Origin of the sequence: Runella rosea, assembly GCF_003325355.1 — a bacterium.
GTDB classification, from domain to species: Bacteria; Bacteroidota; Bacteroidia; order Cytophagales; family Spirosomataceae; genus Runella; species Runella rosea.
The window spans coordinates 4368303-4390189 of the sequence record NZ_CP030850.1; the positions used below are offsets into that span (position 1 = coordinate 4368303).

General features: G+C 46.9%; 17 protein-coding genes. 9 read left to right on the forward strand and 8 right to left on the reverse strand.

The window, feature by feature from the left end; genetic code table 11:
* Window positions 1–40: 40 nt before the first annotated feature.
* From DR864_RS18345 to DR864_RS18380, 8 genes are all read right to left on the reverse strand, one after another.
* Window positions 41–835: a glucosamine-6-phosphate deaminase gene (locus tag DR864_RS18345; RefSeq protein WP_114068326.1), complete on the reverse strand. Its 795-nt coding sequence runs from the start codon at window positions 833–835 to the stop codon at window positions 41–43.
* 108 nt (window positions 836–943) lie between these two features.
* The gene (nagA, locus tag DR864_RS18350; RefSeq protein WP_114068327.1) at window positions 944–2122 is read right to left on the reverse strand and encodes an N-acetylglucosamine-6-phosphate deacetylase; all 1179 of its coding nucleotides are present in this window, start codon (window positions 2120–2122) and stop codon (window positions 944–946) included.
* Window positions 2122–3444 (reverse strand): sugar MFS transporter, encoded by a 1323-nt coding sequence (locus tag DR864_RS18355; protein WP_114068328.1) that lies wholly within the window; start codon window positions 3442–3444, stop codon window positions 2122–2124. Before DR864_RS18355 ends, nagA begins: the two co-directional genes overlap by 1 nt.
* Before the next feature lie 91 nt (window positions 3445–3535).
* Window positions 3536–4903 (reverse strand): Gfo/Idh/MocA family protein, encoded by a 1368-nt coding sequence (locus DR864_RS18360; RefSeq protein ID WP_114068329.1) that lies wholly within the window; start codon window positions 4901–4903, stop codon window positions 3536–3538.
* 170 nt (window positions 4904–5073) lie between these two features.
* Window positions 5074–6339 carry a hypothetical protein gene (locus DR864_RS18365; RefSeq protein WP_114068330.1) on the reverse strand — a complete coding sequence of 422 codons (1266 nt, stop codon included), beginning with the start codon at window positions 6337–6339 and terminating at the stop codon, window positions 5074–5076.
* A 95-nt stretch (window positions 6340–6434) separates the two neighbouring features.
* Window positions 6435–7781: a neutral/alkaline non-lysosomal ceramidase N-terminal domain-containing protein gene (locus tag DR864_RS18370; protein ID WP_114068331.1), complete on the reverse strand. Its 1347-nt coding sequence runs from the start codon at window positions 7779–7781 to the stop codon at window positions 6435–6437.
* On the reverse strand, window positions 7778–9181 hold the full coding sequence (locus tag DR864_RS18375; RefSeq protein WP_114068332.1) for a DegT/DnrJ/EryC1/StrS family aminotransferase: 1404 nt from the start codon (window positions 9179–9181) through the stop codon (window positions 7778–7780). The genes DR864_RS18370 and DR864_RS18375 overlap by 4 nt, the downstream gene beginning before the upstream one ends.
* Before the next feature lie 63 nt (window positions 9182–9244).
* A complete protein-coding gene (locus DR864_RS18380; RefSeq protein ID WP_114068333.1) occupies window positions 9245–10255 on the reverse strand; it encodes a Gfo/Idh/MocA family protein in 1011 nt (336 codons plus the stop codon).
* Between the two features lie 157 nt (window positions 10256–10412).
* On the opposite strand from DR864_RS18380, the gene DR864_RS18385 reads away from it, so the two are divergent.
* The 9 genes from DR864_RS18385 to DR864_RS18425 all read left to right on the forward strand — a co-directional run bounded on the left by DR864_RS18385 (window position 10413) and on the right by DR864_RS18425 (window position 21877).
* Window positions 10413–11051 carry a GntR family transcriptional regulator gene (locus DR864_RS18385; RefSeq protein ID WP_114068334.1) on the forward strand — a complete coding sequence of 213 codons (639 nt, stop codon included), beginning with the start codon at window positions 10413–10415 and terminating at the stop codon, window positions 11049–11051.
* Window positions 11052–11386: 335 nt separating this feature from the next.
* Complete coding sequence (locus tag DR864_RS18390; protein WP_114068335.1) at window positions 11387–14551, forward strand: SusC/RagA family TonB-linked outer membrane protein; 3165 nt, start codon at window positions 11387–11389, stop codon at window positions 14549–14551.
* Between the two features lie 14 nt (window positions 14552–14565).
* Window positions 14566–16353, forward strand: a complete 1788-nt coding sequence (locus DR864_RS18395; protein WP_114068336.1) for a RagB/SusD family nutrient uptake outer membrane protein — start codon at window positions 14566–14568, stop codon at window positions 16351–16353.
* Between the two features lie 141 nt (window positions 16354–16494).
* Window positions 16495–17286, forward strand: coding sequence for a creatininase family protein (locus tag DR864_RS18400; protein ID WP_114068337.1), 792 nt, complete (start codon window positions 16495–16497; stop codon window positions 17284–17286).
* A 96-nt stretch (window positions 17287–17382) separates the two neighbouring features.
* Complete coding sequence (locus DR864_RS18405; protein ID WP_114068338.1) at window positions 17383–17775, forward strand: RidA family protein; 393 nt, start codon at window positions 17383–17385, stop codon at window positions 17773–17775.
* 112 nt (window positions 17776–17887) lie between these two features.
* Window positions 17888–18850, forward strand: a complete 963-nt coding sequence (locus tag DR864_RS18410; protein ID WP_114068339.1) for a 3-hydroxyacyl-CoA dehydrogenase family protein — start codon at window positions 17888–17890, stop codon at window positions 18848–18850.
* Window positions 18847–19974: a mandelate racemase/muconate lactonizing enzyme family protein gene (locus tag DR864_RS18415; protein ID WP_114068340.1), complete on the forward strand. Its 1128-nt coding sequence runs from the start codon at window positions 18847–18849 to the stop codon at window positions 19972–19974. The genes DR864_RS18410 and DR864_RS18415 overlap by 4 nt, the downstream gene beginning before the upstream one ends.
* Window positions 19975–19985: 11 nt before the next feature.
* Complete coding sequence (locus tag DR864_RS18420) at window positions 19986–20912, forward strand: DMT family transporter (RefSeq protein WP_114068341.1); 927 nt, start codon at window positions 19986–19988, stop codon at window positions 20910–20912.
* Between the two features lie 11 nt (window positions 20913–20923).
* Window positions 20924–21877: a dihydrodipicolinate synthase family protein gene (locus DR864_RS18425; protein WP_114068342.1), complete on the forward strand. Its 954-nt coding sequence runs from the start codon at window positions 20924–20926 to the stop codon at window positions 21875–21877.
* Window positions 21878–21887: the final 10 nt, after the last annotated feature.

Consider the following 21887-nt stretch of genomic DNA (forward strand, 5'->3'; position numbering starts at 1 on the left):
TTGTGGGTATGTTTTTGGATAAATAAGCACCCGTGGGGTTTTATTTACTTGCAAATGACGCTTCTTTCATCCATTGGCTGGCGCTGTCTTGGTCAATAAACAACGTTGCGTTGGGGTGTTTTCGTAAGATTGTGGAGGGGTAAGTTTCAGTGATTTCATCCACCAATGTGTGATAAATAGCCTCAGCCTTGTGGGCAGCGGGTACCATGCAAAATACCGTCGGTGCTTTGACCAACGCCGGAATTGTAAGCGTTAGGGCATATTCGGGAACAAGTTCTAAGGAGGCAAAGCAACCGTCGTGGACTTGTTGATGGCGACTCGTTAAATCCAAATCTACTTTTTTAACCAAAACGGGGTCATTGAAGAATGCGATATGCGGATCGTTGAAGGCAATGTGGCAGTTTTCGCCAATGCCCATGCAGACGATGTCGGTCGGGTATTCATTTAGTAAAGCTTCATAGCGTAAACATTCCGCCTTAGGGTCGCTGACGTTGCCGTTGATATAAAACACGGAGCGAAGCGGTACTTTATCAAAAAAACGACCTTTCAAAAAGTTGCCAAATCGCTGCGGGGCATCCTCCGACAGGCCGATGTATTCGTCCATGTGAAAGGCATTGACGCGTTGCCAATCTATTTCAGGCTGTTGGGCCAAGGCATCCAAAAATTCATTTTGCGAGGGTGCGGCGGCGAAAATGATGTTAACAACTTCTTGGCTTTGCAGCAATTCTCTGATTTTTGCCGCGGCCATTTCACCGGCGTTTTGGCCTAATTCCTGACGGGTTTTGAATAATTTGACGTGTAGGTTGTCTATTGTTGTTTCGTGCAGATGGGACATATCTATTATTTTTTTATAACCATGGGGTGTCACAAAGGTCGGCACAGAATTGCACGGTTTTTTTATACTTTGTGTCACTCCGTGAAAGAACTCTGTGAAACTCCGTGGTTAACTTTTATCATAAACTATTTTTCCTTCAACCATTGTCAAAGAAACATTAATATCTTTATCAAAAATCACAATATCAGCATCTTTCCCTTTGGCGAGGGAGCCTTTTCGGTCGTCAACGCCCATGATCCGGGCGGGGGTGGTACTTGCCATGCGCACGGCTTCCAACAGCGATACGTCGGCCATGTTGACCATGTTTCGGACCAATCGGTCGAATGTAGCTACGCTGCCGGCAAAAGAGGTGCGGTCGGGCATTTTGGCTACGCCGTCTTCGATGATGACTTTGAGACCGTTTTTCAATGAACCTAATGTGCTTTCGCCTTCGGGCATTCCGGCACCGCGCATGGCATCGGTGATGAGGGCGGTGCGGTCGGCTCCCTTGATTTTATAAATGAGTTTGAGCAGAGGCGCGGGTAAATGAATGCCGTCACCGATGATTTCAACGTCTAAATCCAACAAAAACGCACTTTCAATCACGCCCGCGTATCGAAACGCATTTTTGCGCGTCACACCCGACATGGCTGAATACAAGTGCGTTACGAGTGAATAGCCGTTTTCGTATGCCGCCAACACATCGTCATAAAACGCGTCGGTATGAGCGATGGCTGCTAAGATGCCTTTTTGACGCAAACGTTGTCCGAACGCAATCGCGCCTTCCAACTCGGGCGCTGCACTCCACCGTACAATGGACGACGAATGACTGAGAATCTCTTCGTACTCAGTCGGGTCAGGATTGCGGATATAGCGCGGGTCCTGCGCTCCCCGTTGGCTCAGCGCAAAATAAGGACCTTCTAAATGGATTCCGAGGAGATTTGCGCCTTTTGTGTTTTGTCGAGTTGCTTTTTCATACACATCCAACGTTTGCAGTAAATCTTCCTTTTCAGCCGTCAACGTTGTAGGAACCAATGAAGTGGTGCCGTATTGCGCATGAAGTTCTGCTATTTTCAGAAAAGCTTCTTCGGTTCCGTCCATGAAATCAAAACCGCCGCCGCCGTGTACGTGAATGTCAATAAAACCCGGTGCTATGTATTGGCCTTTTGCATCTATTTCGGTGGCATCAGGCACTTCCATATTCCCTTCGTGAACGCCTGAAATCTGACCATTTTCAATGACTACCGTTCCGCCTGTGATGGCTCGGAAGGGGGTAAGTATGATGCCGTTTGTGAGTTTTTGTCGCATTACAATCCCCAGCGTTTTACTTTATGACCATAAGCGGCGTAATAAACCAAATACAAATAGCAGGGTAACAAAACCCAATAAGCGGTGCGAACATCGTACAAATCAGCAACATAGCCGTAGAGTAACGGCATGAGTGCATTTCCGCAGAGACCCATAATCAGAATAGAAGCCCCGAGTTTGGTATAACGCCCCAAGCCATCCAATGCCAACGGCCAAATTCCTGCCCAAACCAATGAATTGGCTAAGCCCAATAATACCACAAACCAAATGGAAAGGTCGGCCGTTTGTCCTAGGAAATTAACGGAGCCTTTGGCAAAAATAATGAGCAGGGTAAAAGCCGTTCCCAACAATGTACAAAACCGCAAGGCATTTACCTGACTGACCAATTTGGGAATGGTAATAATGCCAATAATGTACCCGCAAATGGTGCAGGCCAAGGTATAGGAAGGAAATGTTTTGGCTTTCAATAAATCAATTCCCATTGAGTTGGCGTAGCCGATGATGGTGTCAATCGCAATCACCTGCGTGCCTACGTGCAGAAAGATAGCCACTGCCCCCAAAATCAAATGCGGGAATTGAAAGATGCTTGTTTTGCCCGCATTGGCCGTAGCTACTTCGGGACTTTCGTGTTCGGTGTTGATTTCCGGCAACGGCGAACGGTAAACCAAATAACCCAATACAAACAGGAATATCCCCAGTACGGTATAAGGTGTAATCACCCTTCGTACCAATTCATCCAAAGCCGCGCTGCGTTGCAGGTCATTCATGGTGCTGAGTTGGGCGAATAAATCCGTATCCGTCGGGCGCAAAATGACGGCAGCAAAGACCAAAGGAGACAAAATCCCAGCGGCTTTGTTGCAGATTCCCATGATGCTGATGCGTTGTGCTCCGCGCTCTTTGGGCCCCAAAATCGTGATGTAGGGATTGGCGGCGGTTTGGAGGATGGATAACCCAATGCCAATCGTAAACAATCCCATCAGAAAAATACCGTAAGTGCGCGTCATGGCGGCGGGAATGAAAATGAACGCGCCTAAGGCCATGAACCAAAAACCAATCATCATTCCTTTTTTGAATCCCTGCGTTTTGAGTAAATAAGACGCCGGCACCGACATGATGAAATAGGCAATGTAAAAGGCAAATGCCACCAGATAGGCCTGAAAACTGGTGAGTTCGCAGGCAATTTTGAAATAGGGAATCAGAATAGCGTTGACCCATGAGATGAAGCCAAACATAAAAAACATGACTCCCACTAAAAAAATAGAAATATTGGTTTCTCGTTTGGTAAGACTGCTTACGTCAACTGCGGTCGGGTTGGCTTTCATATTGTTGTTGATGGCAAGATTAGCCGGAATAATAGTACGGTGGTAGATTCAACGTCGGCGAGGTTTTGAGCCTCGCCGACGTTAGATTTGGCTAAATCGTAGGTTCCCAACCCTTTTCATACTCACGTTTCCAAAGTTTTTTAGCGGCTTTATTATGGAGAATATGTCCGTTGGTAGGGTCAATCTCCAAAATGCTGTTGGAACGCAAGGCGATATTTCCCAATTGACAAAGCAACGTACTTTGATGTCCGCCGACGATTCCTGATGCCAATGTTGCTCCTTCTTTGATGGCTGAAACGAAGTTTTGGAAGTGGAAGGCATCCAAGGCTTGTGAAGGGTCCATTTTATTACGAGGGTCAATCACCAAATCATTTTTTACGTCTTTGACAATCTTATTGTCCAAATCGTAAATCTTGTAGGCGTTGCCGCCGCCGTACTCCAATGTGCCTTTTTCTCCGTAAAAAGAAACGCCCACGCTGCTGCCTTCTATGTTGCGACTGTTACAACTGCGGCCTTCCCAAGTCATAAATTTATCATTGCCAAATTCAAGATTAATTACTTGTGTATCTGGTGCTTCCCAGTCATCCTTGTAGCGATAGCGACCACCCGAAGAGGAGACTTTGGTGGGGTATTCCACGCCCAAGCCCCAACGCATCAAGTCGAGCATGTGGGTGCCGTTATTGAGGGCTTCGCCCGTGCCCCAATGCCAAAACCAGTGCCAATTGTAGTGGAGTATGTTGTCTTTGTAGGCGCGGCGCGGCGCAGGGCCTTGCCATAAATCGTAATTCAGCCACGACGGAACGGCGGCTTCTTTGCCCACGCCAATGGAAGCGCGGTTGTTGGTGTACCAGCCTTTGGCAAAATAAGGCCGACCGATGGCGCCGTTCTGAATGTCCTGAATGGCTTGTTTTACATTCGGCCATGAGCGGCGTTGGTTACCCATTTGAATCACATTTTTATACTTGGCGGCCACCGCCATGAGCAATTCTCCTTCGTTCGGATTGTGGCTGCAAGGTTTTTCAAGGTAAACGTGTTTGCCTGCTTTTGACGCTAGGATGGCTGCTGGTGCGTGCCAATGGTCAGGTGCGGCGATGATGAGCGCATCTACGCCTTTATCTTCTAGTGCATTACGAAAATCGGGAACGTCTTTGGGCTTGGAATTTTGAATTTTTTCAACGGCTTTAATGCACTTTTCGGAAGCGCGGCTATCTACATCCGAAATCGAAACGACTTCACAGTTGGGTTGCAGGGCAAAATTACTCGCCAGTGCATACCCGCGACTATTGACGCCCATCACGCCGAGTCGGACTTTTTCGTTAGCGCCCAAAATACGACCGTAACTTTTGGCACTAAAGCCCGGTAAGATACCGCCAACGGTCAATAGAGCGGTTCCTGTCAGTGTTTTTTTGATAAAATTGCGCCGAGATTCGCTGTTTGTAGAAGTTTCCAGAGTGTTCATGAAAGGTGTTTTGTGTAAAAAAATAAATGGGTCTGTTGAGGAGCCAATTTACTACACTATTTAAAGATAAGTAGGCTACCGAACAGTTCTTTTTGGAGAAGACTTTTTTGATTTTTACCTACTCATAATCCTGCAATGTTAAGCAATTCAATTTTGGTGTGGTAGTGTATTTATAAAGCAATTTTGACCAAATCCTGAATCTCGTTTCCATTATGGTCAAATCGGGCTAAAGTATAGACTGCGCCGTCGGCTCCAATAGCGATGGAATTTACGTAGGTTGGGCGGTTTCCGTCAGCGTAAAAAATCGGACCGTGGTCTTTGTAGGTTTGGGTCGGAATATGGAATGTGATTAAATGCAGATTTTCCAATCCTTTGGCCGCGCCCTTGGCAATTTGGTCGGCCCCTTTTAAGCGCTTGCCGTCGATGTATATCGGGCCGCCCGTTAGGTAATGAATCGTTTCGCCATCAGGGCCAAGTTGAAAGCCCAAATAGCCGTAGCTAAACTGGTCGAACATGCCACTTTTGCGCGAAGGCTCCGACGTAAGCCGCTCTACGATTTCAATTTTAGGTGTTTTTGGATCAAAACGAAACAAATACCCCGAATTTCCGTGAATACCGTAGGCGACTTGTTCGGGCGCGTGCCAGAAAATCTTGCGCCAGTTATAGCCCATACTGCCCGGATGTGTGGGGTCATATTTTCCGAAATAGTCAATCCGTAAATCAATATCTTCTACTTTGCGTAAGGCTTCGTTATCAGGATGATACGTGAAAATGTCGCCTTCGGACGTAGAGAAGTAAACGGCTCCGTCGCGTGGGTCAACCACCATCGAACGGCACAATACGCGGTAATCATTGCCCGGAATGCCAGCTTCGCCTTTTGCCGATACCAGACCGACTTTTTTGAGGGCTTTGGCAGAAATATCGTAATGAATAAAATAACCCAAGGGCCAAGTAATGCCGTACAAATGCCCCCTTTCGCGGTCAATGGTCATGGTCAGGATTCCTTCACCTTCGGGCGCGATGGCAAGGTCTTCAAATACACCAGTTGCCAAATCATACGACAAAAAATGCCCGCCTGGGTAGAGGTTTTTGCCGTTTGGAGCAGTCGTTGGCAGACGTTCCATGCCTTCAATCATTTCATAGACGCCGATGTGCGTGGCGAAATACAGCTTGCCATTGTTTTCGTAAAAACGAACGTGACTTTTGCCCTGCGGAATGGCGTTGGCGTTTTTTTCGCCGCAGATTTCGGTCAGGTCGGCTATCCATTGTGTTTGGTCGGTAGCAGGGTCGTAAGCGTACATTTGGCCGCCGACTTCGTAGGATTCCGAACAAAGGACATAGTATATTTTGCCGTTGCTTGCGGCTGTAATGGCGTTGTAAGTATCGTGCGCTAATTCAAAGCCCGAAAAGTAAGCTTTGGCAGTAAGTGAATTCATGTTTTAGGGTGTTATAAAGCAAAAAGACTTTAAAGAATGGAGTGCTTGCGCTTAGTGCTTTTTACGCCATTCTTTGTGAACTTTGCGGTTAATTATCACTTAGTTTTAGTAATTCCAATTTGTTGGGCGAGTTTGTCTATTTCAGTATAAATCAATTCAGGTACTGAAGCTTCCCAAGTGCTCGGAAGCCCGTAGACCATTTGCGAGGAAGCGCCTTCGTAGCCACCTTCTTTCAAAATTGTTGCCGATGGAATATAGCCCATCACATCGTTGGAGTAGGCCATCACAAATGTGTCTTGTCCGAATCGCTTTTTGCATTCAATGGCGTATTCAATAACGAGTTCTCCGCCAAAAATAAACATCGATTGCTCCCCCAATTTCCACGCTTGCAACGGGTATGAATACGAAGTAATGAAGGGTTTACCTTGCTTCATTTCTGACAAAACCCGGGTGGCCCAACGTTTGAGATAGGGAATATTTTCGTTTTGAGTTTTGAGTAATTCTGCTTCTGTCGGCGGAGCCGAAAGCGGCAGTTGTATTTCTGAGTAGGCCGTTGTCAGCGTGGCCGATAAAGGTCGCATGGGTTCTTCAAGCACCCGGTCCACGGCTGCGGCCAATTCTCTTCCGTACTGACGTGCCAAAGATACGGTGCGCCGGGGTAAAGGGTTTTGGTCGCCAGCAGCTCCCTGAAAAAATAGCGCCGTTGCTTCTGGATGGGCTTTTTCTAATTCCAGTTGGGCAAAACCTGGGAAGTCACCCGAAAATTGATACAGGTCAAGTACGGTTGGGTGACAGGCGTACCCAAAAACAATGGCTTTGAGCACTCCTTTGGGAGTCAGGGCTTTGATGACGGGCACGGCATAGTCGTTGGGGCCTTTCAGCTCGGTTTGCTCACGTAACGCTCCTTCTTTATTATTGCGCCGATTCACCTGAAACCGTGTCACGCCGTTTTGAGCAAACAGCTCGACAGATTCTAAATCTTTTAGCGCCTGTCCGACCAGAGCAATTATCTGCGCTTCTAATTGGCGTGAATAGCGGTTAATCTTGGTTTGCTCGTTGGCATCAAGTGGATAAATGTCAAGCAGGGCGTCGTCCAACACTGGCCCAGAGTGGGTGTGAGAGCTGTTGAGAATAATCTGCGCGTTGGGCAGTCCAAACTGACGATTGAGTTGGGTTCGAATGCGGTCAGACATGGCCTTGGGAAATCCCAGCATATCGGTCGTGACGAGCACCGCGCGCTTGCCAGTTTCATCTTCTAACGCCAACGCTTTGGCCCACAAATCGTGCAATTTCCCTTCTGATGCGTGCGTGCGGGAGGCATATCCTGCCTGCCAAATGGCTTCTTTGGGCGTAATAATTACTTTGGCTACGCCCGCTTTCCAGCCTTTTGCCCACGTGGACGAAACAATCAAAAAGCCAATTAACCACAGGTGCTTTCTCATTTGACACTCAACAGTTTATCAGCGTGCGTGTAGATTTTTTCGATGGCGTTGGCAATCTCGTCCATGTCGGTGCGGGTTCCGAGCATCATGTTTTGCGTAAACCACACGGCCTCTTCGTTGCAAAGTCGGTCGTTTTGGGGGCAATGATTGCGCTCTACGTAGCTTTTGAAATCAAGCTGCGCTTTGGGATACATTTTTTGGAAGTTTTTCGACTGAAACGCGTCGTTCAGATACGGCATATTATTAAGTGTAGCGTAGCCTTTCGAGCAGGGAATCCCCTCAGCCGACAGTGCTTTCAGGAATGTATCACGTGATAACCCTTTGAATCCTTCTTTTTTGTAGCGGAACGGAAACAGGTGAAACGCTGCGCGCGTCACGTTGTCGTATAATTTATAGGGAACGATGCCCGGAATCTTCTGAATTTTGGCTTTCAGGTACGCCGCATTTTCGTTGCGAAGCGTGGTTTCGGCGTCCAATCGCTTGAGCTGTGCCAAACCGATGGCCGCTTGGTATTCGGTGAGTCGCTGTTTATTTCCCTGAATGATCGTGCCCGCGCCAATCACGCCTGACGCCATGCCGAAAGGGTTTCCGTAGTTATGGTACGAAAAACAGCGGTCCATAAATAAATCATTGTTGCTGACAATGGCACCGCCTTCTCCGATGGCTAAGTTCTTGGAATTCTGGAAACTAAAGCAGCCCGCATCCCCAAATGTACCCACTTGTTTATGATCAATTTCTGCTAAGTGCGCCTGACAAGCATCTTCAATCACCGCTAGCTTATGCTTTTTTGCAATGGCTAAAATTGCGGGCATATTGGCGGGTAAGCCCAAAATATGCACTGGAATAATGGCTTTGGTGCGAGGCGTAATTTTGGCTTCAATTTTGGCCGGGTCAATCTGAAACGTTTCGGGGTCCACATCTACAAAAACAGGCATGGCTCCAGTTGCAATGACAGGTGCTACCGTGCCGATAAAAGTATAAGGTGGAATCAGTACCTCATCGCCGCCGCGAATATCCAACTGCATCAAGGCTGTTATCAGCGCATTGGTACCATTTACGACCGCCAGTGCTCGTTTTGTCCCGACGGTTTGGGCCCATTTGGCTTCAAATTCGTTTACCACATTTGCGCGCGACCATATACCGCTTCTTATCACTTCGAGAAGTTGTTTTTCGTCGGTTTCGGGCTTCCATATCGGCCAAATGGGCCAACCTTGGGTTCGTACAGGCTTGCCACCCAATAAGGCTGGAGGCTCTGCCAACGAAAAAGAGGGCGTAATAGAAGGTTTGGTAGGCTGATTTTCAACAGTTCTGGAGAGAACAGAAGGCGTCAGTACTGCACCTAAGCCCGTCAATGAATTTCGTTTCAGGAATTCACGTCTTGAAAAATGGTTGGAAGGCATATCGGTGAATTTTAGTTTTTCCAAGGTTCAAAACCTTGGAAAGGTTGTTTATAGATTGAATGACTATTTACGAGCTTTTTTCATCACGCTTTCGAGCGTAACGACGGCTCCGCCTTGTCGTTTACTTTCGTCAGCCGCTTCCATGAAGGCAAAGATTTCAATGGTTTCTTCGGGTGATACGGGAAGGTTGCCCGTCTCAAAATAATTGACAATGTCTTTCAACAGAGGTTCGTAGCCACCGTAGGGGCCCAGTACAATGTTACCGTTTTTGGTGTAAACCGTGCCACCGTAGTCGTGTTTACCCGTGCGGGTACCGCGAAAAGTGCCTACACGCCCGTCGGCCCAAGTGCCTATTACAATGTCTGTCCCTTCGTTATTGACTCGAACAACTTGCTTGCAGCCTGTTCCCATGACGGTGTAAAGCGTTTCGACGCCGTGGATGCCGTACCAAAACAAATCTGGGTGCGTTTTTTCGAGTACCGCTGGGCTAAATGTGTCGGCTCCTACGACGATGCTTTTATCCACTTTTTCCACGCCTTTGATGTGCCGTAGCGACGAGGCCGAAAATAGGGGGATGTTGTATTTTTTGGAAGCCTCAAAAATGGCAAGGGTGTCGGAAAGCGAAGCCGCAATAGGTTTATCAATAAAAACGCGTTTGCCCGCTTTAAGTACCTGAAGGGCCTGTTCGAGGTGGAGGCGACCATCGTTGGTTTCCAACAGCACAACGTCCACTTTTTTGAGTAAATCAGCGATAGAATCGACGATTTCTACATTCTGTTTTTTGACTTCTTCCGTATAAGCCGGCACGCGTTTGGTGCTGCTTTCGATGTCTTTACTGCCTTGTGGGTAGGCGGCTACTACTTTATACCCCAAAAAATCAGCGCTTGCATCGGGTGCGTTGAGGGCTTTGACGAAAGCTGTGCTGTGGGAAGTATCCAAGCCGATGATGCCGACTCGTTTTCCGGCTACCGCCGATTGAGCATTTGCCCATTCGGGGCCCAAGATGCCGAGCGCTAAACTGCCTAACGCCGCATTTTTGACAAATTTTCTTCGGCCTTGTATTGAATTTTGCATGATAAACGATTGAGGTTTAAGAAATAGACAATCAATATATCTATATTTAGTAAGTCATTTCGTACTATCGCAACGAAATTTTAAGAGAGAAATTTTTTAACTTTACAAAGTTAGTTAAAAATTGTTTACATTTTTGCCTAAAATTAGATTACAAAAAATGAAAATAGACTCGCTTGCCAATAAAGTATACAGTGAACTTAGAAAAAAAATCCTGTCGAATCAACTGGTGTCTGGCACGAGGCTTAAAGAAGATATCTGGGCTAAACGACTGGATGTAAACCGAATGGCAGTACGCGAGGCCTTGACGAGGCTTTTGGGGGAGCAGTTGATTGAAACTGGCGAAAAAGGCGGCTATTTTGTGAAATCAATGAGTGTAGAAGATGTACGGCAAATACGTGAATTGCGGGAGATTCTTGAATTAGGGGCTATTCGGTTAGCGATTCAGAAAATTGACGAAAAAGGAATTCAGAAGTTGGAGGAGATATGTAATGATTTTACCTCAATGGTGGAGCGTGGATATTTTGGAGGTGCCTGTGAGGCAGATGTTAAGTTTCATGAAACCCTCATAGATACGGCACAGAATGATAAACTGAAGGATATTTACGAAATAAGCAACATTCCGCTCTTCCATCAGAAGCTCGGAAAGTCGCAAACGCACATGGATGATTATGAACTGACAGACCAAGAGCATCGGCAGTTACTGAAGGCAATCAAAGAAAAGGACGTTAAACTTGCTGAGGAAACGCTTACCAAGCACCTTCTTCGCGGTGAAGTAGAGGCGCTGGAGTTGGATTAATTTGTCTTTCATTTCAACGTTGGGTTGACTCACCCGCGATGCTGAAGCTATTTCAGCGTCGCGGGTTTTTCTTTTGTAATGATATGTGACCAGGGTATAAAGGTAATTGTTGGGGATCTCTGAATTTTTGGTATTTACAAAAAAAATAACAACAACTTTTTTTGTTTACAAAAATATAGTTTCTTTGTAAACAAATTCTCCAACTATTCATTGGTTATCGTGATCGGATTATCTAATGCATTTTGGTGGATTTGCCAAGAATAATCAACTCACTAAAATTACATTCGCACAAACCCTATTCACTAGTAACTCTTTCCTTAAACAACATTCTACACATGAACAACTTTTTCCTACTCCGAAAAAAAGGGGTAAGTATGCTATTGCTTTGCTTGCTTACGTCCATTGCGGTGTACGCTCAAACCTCCATAACGGGGAAAGTGGTGGGTTCTGATGACTCGCAACCCATCGCGGGCGCTACTGTTTTAATCAAAGGAAATACGACTAACGGAGCCATTACGGCCGCCGATGGTACCTTTAAATTATCTGCGAGTCCGAATGCGGTATTGGTCGTTTCGTACATTGGGTACCAGCTTCAGGAGATTCCCGTGGGTAACCAAACAACCTTTAACATCTCCTTGATTCCATCGAGCACTACGCTCGGCGAAGTGGTTGTGACGGGATATTCGTCGGAACGAAAAAAGGATATTACAGGCTCCGTATCGGTCGTTGATGTGAAAGCACTGAAGTCAATACCTGCGGGATCGGCGGTGCAAGCCCTTCAGGGCCAAGCAGCTGGTGTAACGGTGCTTAGTTCGGGAGCGCCGGGAAGTCCGAGCAATATTTTTGTGCGGGGTATCACGTCTTTCGGAAATACCCAGCCCTTAGTATTGGTAGACGGAGTACAGGCCGAACTCAATGATGTAAGTGCCGACGACGTTGAGTCTATCCAAGTGCTGAAAGATGCAGGGGCGGCAGCCATTTACGGGGTGCGTGGTTCTAACGGCGTAATTGTAGTGACCACCAAAAAAGGTAAGTCAGGACAACCGACGATATCGTACGACGCCTACTATGGCAATCAACAGCCGTTGTCGGGGAATGTCTTTAATTTGCTCAATTCGCAGGATTTTGCCCGTTTGACCAAAGTAGCTTATCCAAGCACGGGCCTGTTTCAAAACGGTCTTCCTGACTTTACGTATAGAGGCCCGGGTGCTACGGGCGTGGGCAATGCTGGCAGTCCTGCCGTTGACCCTTCCAAGTATAACTTTGATGCCGCCAACCCTGGGGCCAATTACCTGATTCAATCGGTTAATAAAACAGGCACCGATTGGTTTCATGAATTGTTTAAAAATGCACCCATGACGAGTCATAACCTAACCGCAAGTGGCGGGACTGACAAGTCCAACTATATGGTTTCTTTGGGATATTTCAACCAACAGGGTACGATGCTGAAAAGCTATTTGGAGCGTTATTCGGCCAGAATAAATACGCAGTTTAAGGTTAAAAACAACGTTCGGATTGGCGAAAATCTGTATATTTTCTACAAGAAAAATCCTGGTTTTGATAACTTAAGTACTGGAAACCCCATCGCTTGGACGTACCGCGCCATGCCGACGATTCCCGTCTATGACATCAAAGGTAACTTCGCTGGAACCTTCGCTGGACCCGAGTTGGGAAGCTCTTCCAACCCCGTAGCGGTGCAGATGAACACCGTTAATAACAAAACCAACGCGTGGAATGCTGTAGGGAATGTGTTTGCAGAAGTGGATTTTCTAAAGCATTTTACGGCCCGCACCAGTTTTGGTGGAAGTATTGATAATCAGTACGCTACCAACTTTACGTTTACCCCTTACAACAACTCCGAAGGTAATACCAACCCCAATTCTTTCTCGGAAATTGCGCTGTACAACAGCAATACCATGTGGACGAACACGCTTTCGTACACCAATGCATTTGGCAAACATAACCTGAAAGTAATCGTCGGTTCGGAAGCTATCCGTAACTATGGACGCTACCTGATTGGATCGGCCAGTCGACTGTTTTCCACCAATTTTGATTACCTGAGCCTTTCCAACGGAACCACCAATATTACCAACGCTAGCAGCGCGTACAACAATACGCTGTTCTCGGTTTTCAGTCGTTTGGATTACGCTTACAACGACAAATATTTAGTAGGCGTCACGGTTCGTCGTGATGGTTCGTCGCGCTTTGGGTCTAATCGCCGTTACGGAACCTTCCCTTCGGTATCTCTGGGCTGGCGCTTGTCGGGCGAAGAGTTTTTGAAGGATGTGACTTGGTTGAATGAGTTGAAACTGAGAGCCAGTTACGGTGTATTGGGTTCTCAAAACAACGTAAGTCCGCAAAATGCCTACACGCTCTTTGGCGGCACGTTTGCCAATTCTTATTATGACATTGGCGGAAATGCTTCACTGGCACAGGGTTTTGCCCAAACCAGCATCGGAAACCCAAATACGGGATGGGAAGAAAACATCGTGACCAACGCTGGTTTGGACGCGACGATTTTGAACAACAAACTGGACGTTTCGTTTGAGTATTACCAAAAATCCATCAACGGACTGTTGTTTACCCAACCTCTTCCGGCCACGGCGGGCGGTGCCACGGCTCCAACGGTCAACATTGGCGATATTCAAAATAAAGGGGTGGATTTGGCACTGAACTACCGTCAAACCATCAATCCAAGTCTTAAATTTAATATCGGAGCCAACATCACTACCTACAAAAACGAAGTGGTGAACATTCCAGGACCAGGCTATTTTGACGGTGCCAATACTCAAAACTTAGGAAACGTCGTCAGAAATCAGGTGGGTCAGCCTGTGAGCTCTTATTTTGGGTATCAAGTGCTCGGTATTTTCAAAAACGATGCCGAAGTAACGGCGTCACCTACGCAAAGCGGCGCAGCTCCTGGTCGTTTTAAGTATGCCGATATCAACGGCGACAATAAAATTGACGCCACCGACCGTACATTCCTCGGTAGCCCTAATCCTGATTTTACCTATGGTATCAATTTGGGCGTAACCTACCGCAATTTTGATTTTTCTACGATTTTGTATGGCTCACAGGGGAATGAAATTTACAATACCATCCGATCATTTACCCACTTTTTCAGTACCTACGTAGGGGCCAAAAGCAACGACCTGCTCAACGCCTGGACACCCGAAAACCCGAACAGTTCGATTCCTAAAATTGAGTCAACGGGTTCGTTCAGTTCTTCGGGAGTTTCCAATTCTTTTTACGTAGAAAACGGTTCCTTCCTCAAAATGCGCTCGTTGATGATCGGTTACACGGTGCAACCGGCCGTTCTGAAAAAATTCGGAATGAGCAAGCTGCGGGTGTACGCACAAGGAGCCAATTTGTTTACATTGACCAAATACACTGGCCTAGACCCTGAATTGAGCGGAAACAGTTCGGCGTTTGGGATTGATTACGCCAATTATCCCAACAATCAGAAGAACTTCATCCTTGGACTTAATCTCTCCTTCTAAAAATCCTGACTCACATGAAACGATTTAATTATTTTTTATTCATAGCCTGTTTGGCGTTGGTCACGACCACCAACTCCTGCAAAGAAGATTACCTCGAGATCGGAGCGTTGGGCTCTACGAGTGAAGCAACCCTGACCAACAAAGCAGGTGTAAAAGGTCTCCTGACGGGGGCGTATTCGCTGCTCGACGGTTGGGGTGTGCCCAATACAACCTACTATTTTGTGGGGGTTAGCAACTGGATTTTTGGTGGAGTAACCTCCGACGACGCCCACACTGGTACGCAGGCTTCGGCTTTGCCGCCGATGGAAGCCGTTGAAAGTTACAACTACGATGCGTCCATGTTGCCGTTCAACAATAAATGGATAGTGTTGTACGCGGGAGTTCAGCGTGCCAACGACGTGTTGCGTGTTTTAGCCAAAACGACCGACGTATCGATGTCGGCCGAAGAAGCCAAACAATTCAAAGCTGAAGCGATATTTTTGCGCGCAGTGTATCATTTGGAAGCAGCCAAAATGTGGGAAAATGTGCCGTATTTGGATGAAAACGTCAGTTATTCCAATGGGAACTATAACGTAAGCAACGCAACGCCCGTATGGCCGAAGATTGAAGCGGATTTCAAATTTGCCGCTGAAAACCTAAGTGCCACCAAAACGGAAGTGGGCCGGGCCAATAGCTGGGCAGCAAAAGCATTTTTGGCCAAAACCTATTTGTTCCAAGACAAATACACCGACGCCAAACCGATATTGGAAGAAATCATTGCCAATGGCGTGACGTCTTCGGGTGCAAAGTACGCATTGGTTAACTATGCCGACAATTTCAACCCTTCCAAAAAGAACGGCCCCGAGTCAGTTTTTGCGGTGCAGATGTCCATTGCAGAATCGTTCCAAAACGGCAACTACGGCGATGCACTCAACTTCCCGATGGGTGGCCCCGCTACCTGCTGCGGCGCGTACCAACCTTCTTTCAGCTTGGTCAATTCCTTTAAAACCGACGCCGAAACGGGTTTGCCGTTGATTGATACCTTCAATGATTCAGATGTTAAAAATGATCAGGGCATTGAGAGCAGCACGCCGTTTGCACCTTATACGGGTACGTTGGATGCGCGCCTTGACTGGACCGTTGGGCGTCGCGGAATTCCGTATTTAGATTGGGGCTTGCACCCAGGCAAGGCGTGGATTCGCGTTCAGGCGGTGGCAGGGCCGTACAGCCCTATCAAAAACATATATTACCAAGCGGCGGCGGCGACAACCTCGTTTTCTTCGCGTTGGACTTCCAACAATTACAACATGATTCGTTTTGCGGATGTGCTGCTGTGGGCAGCGGAAGTGGAAGTGGAAATCGGAAGTTTGGCAAAAGCGCAGGAATATGTGAACCGAGTACGCGCCCGGGCGGCCAATCCTGCGGGTTGGGTGAAAAAATACGTGGACAACACCAGTCCATTGAAAGGTTTTACCAACGAGCCGGCGGCAAATTACAAAGTAGGTTTATATACTACAGAATTTATGGCCAAAGGCAAGGAGTTTGCCCGCGAAGCGGTTCGTTTTGAACGCAAAATCGAATTTGGCATGGAAGGTCATCGCTTCTTTGACCTGCGCCGTTGGGACAATGGAACGGGCTACATGGCCAACACCCTGAATGCGTATGTGAAACACGAAACATCTATTCCAGGCTACGACTTTACGTACATGAAAGGGGCTACGTTTAAGAAAGGAAAAAGCGAGCTGTACCCAATTCCTCAGGCACAAATTGATCTGAGTGTGGTAGATGGTACTTCGGTCCTGAAGCAGAATCCAAATTATTAGGTTATAGATAAATGAACAGTTAGTATTCACACCAGTTATTAGGATTCTTTGTCATTCCCGATTTGGAAGAAATCCTTTTTCGGAATGGCAAAGAAATTATCAAAAAAAACTATATTTAGTGCGTTCCTAAACTTATAAAGTATGTTGTTTTATGCCTCCACCTACGCTGACCTCAATCAGGCAGCAAAAGACAAAATAATAATTTTACCTCTGGGAGCCATAGAACAGCACGGACCACATTTGTCGGTGTCGACCGATACCGATATAGTCACTCAAGTCGCTCAGCAGATAGAAAAAATTTTACCCGAGGTAGTGTTGCTTTGCCCGACTTTGCCTTTTGGGTCAAGTCATCATCATTTGTCTTTTGGAGGCACCATCAGCATTGCCCCCGAATTGTATACACAAGTACTGATTGATTTGATAAATTCATTGGTAATCAGCGGATTCAAAAAAATCATTTTACTCAACGGTCACGGAGGAAATATTACACCTGCGAAACAGGCATTGGCGGTGTTGAGCAAACGTTTTGATGTGAGTCATCAGCCAACAATTGCATTAGCAACGTATTGGGAAGTGGGCGGAAAAGCCTTTGCGGGAGAGCCTCCGATGCAAAGCTCTGCGCTTAGTCATGCCTGTGAATATGAGACCAGTATGATGCTGCATCTTTTTGCGGATAAGGTATGGATGGACCGAGTGGAGCGCGCTCAACGGCCCGAAAGCAACGGATATATTCCGTGGGAAGACGACGAGCCTTACCGAGGAGTAACGGTCTTTAAGCAAACGGAATTTATTTCGAGCAACGGCAGCAGCGGTGAGCCGCAACTCGGCACGGCCGAAAAAGGCAAGCACTTAGTTGACCACGCCGTGAAAGCTCTGGTGACCTTTATCGAATCATTTAAAAATTGGCCTTTGTCGGAGCGGTTGCAAGTATAAAAAATTCACTCAGAGCCGCAGAGGTGCAAAGAGTCTGCTTAAAGCACACTGCATCTCTGCTCCTTAGCCACTTTGTGTGAGTAAAACCATATAATTATGTCAAAGAAAATCGAAATAAAACATCCTGACAAAGCTGCCAATACGGGGGCTTATTCGGCGGGCGTATTGGTAGGTGAGTGGCTGTTTATCAGCGGACAAGGCCCGTTGGACTTGACTACGGGCGAAGTCATTCACGGCACCATTGAAGAAGAAACGTTGCTGACGTTGTCGCACATTCAAAAAGTGGTGGAAGCCGCCGGAGGAACGATTGATGATATAGTCAAATGCACGACTCATTTGGAAAATATCAACGATTTTGACCGATACGATGCCGCTTACGCCTCCTTTTTTAAGGGCGTTAAACCCGCCCGAACCACGGTGCAGTCAGTGTTGTCGGATGGAATAAAGATTGAAATTGACGCAATTGCGATTATTTCTAAAAAAGGGTAGGGGGGACAGAGAGAACCACAAAGGTTTCTCAGAGTTACACAAAGTTTTAAGTTGTATTACTCTGTGAAACTCCTTTCAAATCTCTGAGCAACTCTGTGTAAAAAAGTTTAGTATGAATCAAAAAATACGCATCGGTACGGTCGGTTTGGGCTTGATGGGCAGCAGCATTGCCACCTGTATTTTGGCGGCGGGGCATGAGGTAACGTCATTGGTAAAAGAGATGGCCATTGCGGATGAAGCCCGCCATCGAATCCAGGGCTTTCTGCAACAACTTTACGATGAAGGGATTTTAACGGAAACGCCCGAAGACGTTTTGGAACGTCACATCATTACGGATAACGTGGCGCACCTGCACGACCATGAAGTGGTGATTGAATCCATTACTGAAAATATCGACGAGAAAAAAAGCGTCTATCACAAACTCGAAACGGTGCTTTCGCCCACGGCGATTATCGGCAGCAATACCTCGGCGATTCCCGTTACGGTGCTGCAAAGCGGGCTCCAACATCCCGAGCGAGTTTTGGGGATTCATTGGGCCGAACCGGCCCACATTACGCGGTTTATGGAAGTGATTTGCGGCAATGAGTCAGACGTACAGTACGCCTACCAAATCGTGGCTTTGGCCGAAAGCTGGGGCAAAGAACCTTCGTTGCTCAAAAAAGACATTCGCGGCTTTATCACCAATCGTATCATGTACGCCATGCTGCGTGAAGCATTTCATTTGGTGGAAAACGGCTACGCCACCATGGAAGACGTGGACCGCTCACTGCGCAATGATCTGGGTTATTGGATTACGTTTGCGGGACCGTTCCGCTTCATGGATTTGACGGGCATTCCCGCGTATCTCACTGTGATGAAAGACCTGTTTCCCGAACTTAGTAATGCCACTCAAGCTCCGAAATACATGGAAGAGTTGGTTGCCTCTGGAGCCAAGGGTGTTAGCAATGCCCAAGGCTTTTATCCCTATACTTCCCAAAGCGCTGAGCATTGGGAAGAACAATTCATTGAGTTTAGCTATGATATCCGAAAATTGGCGAAAAAGTACTCACAAAACACCTCAGAAGACCAGAAATGACGATTATTCACTCCATAAAAGCCACTGAAGTTGTAGTGCCAGCCAAGCCTGGCAGTTTGAATTCTGAAGAGGTGATTGACAAAGACGCGGCGTTTGCGCAGAAATTTTTGACGGGGGAACGTTGGACAGAATTTGCCAACCAGCCCAAATGGATTCTTGAAATTACGCTTAAAAACGGCCTGACTGGCATTGGCGAAACCTACCGCAGCGCATCAAAAGAGTTGTTATACGAAGCCATGCAAGCCTTTGTTGGACAGGATGTGTTGAAATTAAACTGGCGGCGGTTGCCCGTCAATGACCAACGAATTTATGAAGCTTTTGAGACGGCAGTACTGGACTTGGTGGGTAAAATCCTGAATGTGCCTATTGCTCAATTGCTCGGTGGCGCTTACCGCGACCGCATTGATTGCTTTGGTTGGACGGGCCGCCGTACGCCAGAAGATGCCGCCCAAAAAGCCTTTGAGGCCATGCAGAAAGGGCATAAAGCCTTTAAATTCAAATGCTCCGACGAAGATCCCGTGCGACTTTGGACCGAAGAAATCAGGAAAAAGTGCGGTGACGGTATCAAAATTCTGCTCGATCCCAACCAACGCTGGACTGACGTGGATACAACCTTGAAATTGATGGAAGGCGTAGAGAAAGACATCATGCTCGGCTTGGAAGATCCGATTTTGCATGCCGACGTAGCAGGTTTCAAATACCTCCGTGAGACGTTGGGTATTCCGATGTATCGTCATATTTCGTTGCCATACACCCAAGATATTCGCGATATGATTGCTTTTGTACGGGCCGATGCAGTGGATGGTTATAATTTCAACGGCTCGGCGTACAATTGCGTTTTGCTGGCCGAAATCGCGCATTTGGAAGGCAAATCCTGCTGGCGGGGGTCGGAAGTAGATTTAGGAATTTCGGAAACAATGGGGCTTCAGATTGCGGCCGCAAGCGTCAACTGCACCGTTCCTTCCGATATTTTCGGGGAGCTTGTACGGGAAGATGATTTAATTGTTCAACCCATCCGATTTGAGAATGGCGCGGCGCTTGTTCCGCAAGGTGCCGGCCTTGGGATTGAGTTGGACAGAGAGGCGTTGAAGAAGTATAAAATAAGTGAAATGAACGCTCAGTAAACCCACAAACTATGAAAAAATCGGTTGTGTCTTGGTCCATTTTGTTTGCCTGTAACTTCATGTGGGCGTTTCATTTTACGAGCATCAAACTGACTCAGGATCAGGTCGGGCCGTATTTTACAGTGTGGGCACCTATGCTGTTGGCCACGATTTTACTGGCTCCGTTTGTAGTCCGAGATTTTAAAAAAGGCGGCAAAAAGCTGAAAGACATTTTAATTTTTGTTCAGTTAGCGGCATTGGGTGCGTTTCCCTCGCAGGTATTGATGACTTGGGGTACGCAGTATTCTTTGGCCAGTAATGCCGCCATTTTGGTCCTGACCCTGCCCGTCATTACTGCCGTTTTTGCGTTCCTCATTCTAAAAGAAAAAATGAATGCCGCCCGTTGGGTAAGTTTTGCCATTGCCATCATCGGGGTTGCTTTGTGCTCTACCGACGACATCAAACGTGCTGATTTGAGCTCGCGCTATGCCTTGGGCAATATCCTGATTTTTCTGGCCATTCTGGGCAATGCGTACTACAACGTCGGCTGCAAGAAAATTGCCGAGAAATACACCGAAATCGAAATGGTGTTTTACACCTATCTGGTCATGTGTATTTTGTTGACGCCTTTGGTGCTGTATTATGAACCCGAAATGTTTGGCAAGATTCCCGAATTCACCACTAACACCTGGATTGGCATGATTTCGCTGACGGTATTCCATAATTTCCTTTCCATGGTGTTGTTTTTCAGGGCTTTGAAGTATTTGGACGCTACGCAGGTCGCCTTGTCAAATTACCTTATTACGTTTATGGGACTGCCCATTGCAGCCCTTTGGTTGGGCGAAAAGCTTAATACACAGGCCATTATCGGAGGGATATTGGTTCTGGTTTCTACCCTTATTCTCTCCATTGTTGATAGTAGAGTACAGCAAAAAAAATTGGTTAATAACAATCCATAATCAGTAAAGTTATGTCAGAGCTAACAAACGAACTTTTCGGCGTTGTTCCGATTATTCCCACTCCATTTACCGAAAACGAGGAAATCGACGAAGATGCCCTCCGCAATTTGATTGATTTCGCCATCGCGGGCGGTATCAAAGCCGTTTGCCTTCCCGCTTACGCAAGCGAGTTTTACAAATTGACCGACGACGAAAAACTGCAAGTCGTACGTGTAGCAGTCGAGCATGCCGCGGGGAGGCTTAAAATTGTGGCGCAGTCAAATCATCCTTCTTTGAAAGTGGCCATAAAACTGGCGCAGGCCAACGTGAAAGCAGGAGCCGATGTGGTGTCGTTGGCGGTGCCGCGTATTTTCAGCCTACCCGAAAGTTCGTTGAAACAATACCTATCGGAATTCCTGCAATCCATTCCCAATACTCCTGTTTTGATTCAGGATTTTAACCCCGGTGGGTCATCCATCAGCGTGGAGTTTATCAAAGAATTGATGGATGAAAATCCTAATTTCAAATACCTGAAACTCGAAGAGCCGCTTTGCGCGCCCAAATTTGAAAGCATCATTAACGCTACCAAAGGCAAAGTCGGCCTGTTTGAAGGTTGGGGTGGTTTGTACATGCTGGAACTGATTCCTATTGGTATCAGAGGGGTTATGCCAGGGCTGGCGGTTTCTGATATTCTGCAACGCGTGTTTGATTTGCGTCGCAGCGGCGAAGATGGCAAGGCGTTTGATTTGTTTGAGAAAGTAATGCCACAAATTTTCTTTTCGTTGCAAAATATGGAACTTTTCCATTATGCCGAAAAAGAATTGCTCATCGCTCGCGGCGTATTGAGCAACAGCATTGCCCGCAAGGCAGCCTATATTCCCGACGCGTCGAGCATCAGTTACATTCGTGAATTAAATCAACGCGTTCTTGACGTACTAAATGACGAAACGTATGCAATTCGTCCTGCGGTGGCAGCGGTAGTATAAATAAATTGGT

What these genes read in the sequence shown, in the direction of transcription:
- DR864_RS18390 (WP_114068335.1), top strand. Translation starts at nt 11,387, where the DNA reads ATGAACAACTTTTTCCTACTCCGAAAAAAAGGGGTAAGTATGCTATTG.
- DR864_RS18355 (WP_114068328.1), bottom strand. Translation starts at nt 3,444, where the DNA reads ATGAAAGCCAACCCGACCGCAGTTGACGTAAGCAGTCTTACCAAACGA.
- DR864_RS18415 (WP_114068340.1), top strand. Translation starts at nt 18,847, where the DNA reads ATGACGATTATTCACTCCATAAAAGCCACTGAAGTTGTAGTGCCAGCC.
- nagA (WP_114068327.1), bottom strand. Translation starts at nt 2,122, where the DNA reads ATGCGACAAAAACTCACAAACGGCATCATACTTACCCCCTTCCGAGCC.
- DR864_RS18385 (WP_114068334.1), top strand. Translation starts at nt 10,413, where the DNA reads ATGAAAATAGACTCGCTTGCCAATAAAGTATACAGTGAACTTAGAAAA.
- DR864_RS18410 (WP_114068339.1), top strand. Translation starts at nt 17,888, where the DNA reads ATGAATCAAAAAATACGCATCGGTACGGTCGGTTTGGGCTTGATGGGC.
- DR864_RS18405 (WP_114068338.1), top strand. Translation starts at nt 17,383, where the DNA reads ATGTCAAAGAAAATCGAAATAAAACATCCTGACAAAGCTGCCAATACG.
- DR864_RS18345 (WP_114068326.1), bottom strand. Translation starts at nt 835, where the DNA reads ATGTCCCATCTGCACGAAACAACAATAGACAACCTACACGTCAAATTA.
- DR864_RS18420 (WP_114068341.1), top strand. Translation starts at nt 19,986, where the DNA reads ATGAAAAAATCGGTTGTGTCTTGGTCCATTTTGTTTGCCTGTAACTTC.
- DR864_RS18380 (WP_114068333.1), bottom strand. Translation starts at nt 10,255, where the DNA reads ATGCAAAATTCAATACAAGGCCGAAGAAAATTTGTCAAAAATGCGGCG.
- DR864_RS18375 (WP_114068332.1), bottom strand. Translation starts at nt 9,181, where the DNA reads ATGCCTTCCAACCATTTTTCAAGACGTGAATTCCTGAAACGAAATTCA.
- DR864_RS18395 (WP_114068336.1), top strand. Translation starts at nt 14,566, where the DNA reads ATGAAACGATTTAATTATTTTTTATTCATAGCCTGTTTGGCGTTGGTC.
- DR864_RS18365 (WP_114068330.1), bottom strand. Translation starts at nt 6,339, where the DNA reads ATGAATTCACTTACTGCCAAAGCTTACTTTTCGGGCTTTGAATTAGCG.
- DR864_RS18425 (WP_114068342.1), top strand. Translation starts at nt 20,924, where the DNA reads ATGTCAGAGCTAACAAACGAACTTTTCGGCGTTGTTCCGATTATTCCC.
- DR864_RS18400 (WP_114068337.1), top strand. Translation starts at nt 16,495, where the DNA reads ATGTTGTTTTATGCCTCCACCTACGCTGACCTCAATCAGGCAGCAAAA.
- DR864_RS18360 (WP_114068329.1), bottom strand. Translation starts at nt 4,903, where the DNA reads ATGAACACTCTGGAAACTTCTACAAACAGCGAATCTCGGCGCAATTTT.
- DR864_RS18370 (WP_114068331.1), bottom strand. Translation starts at nt 7,781, where the DNA reads ATGAGAAAGCACCTGTGGTTAATTGGCTTTTTGATTGTTTCGTCCACG.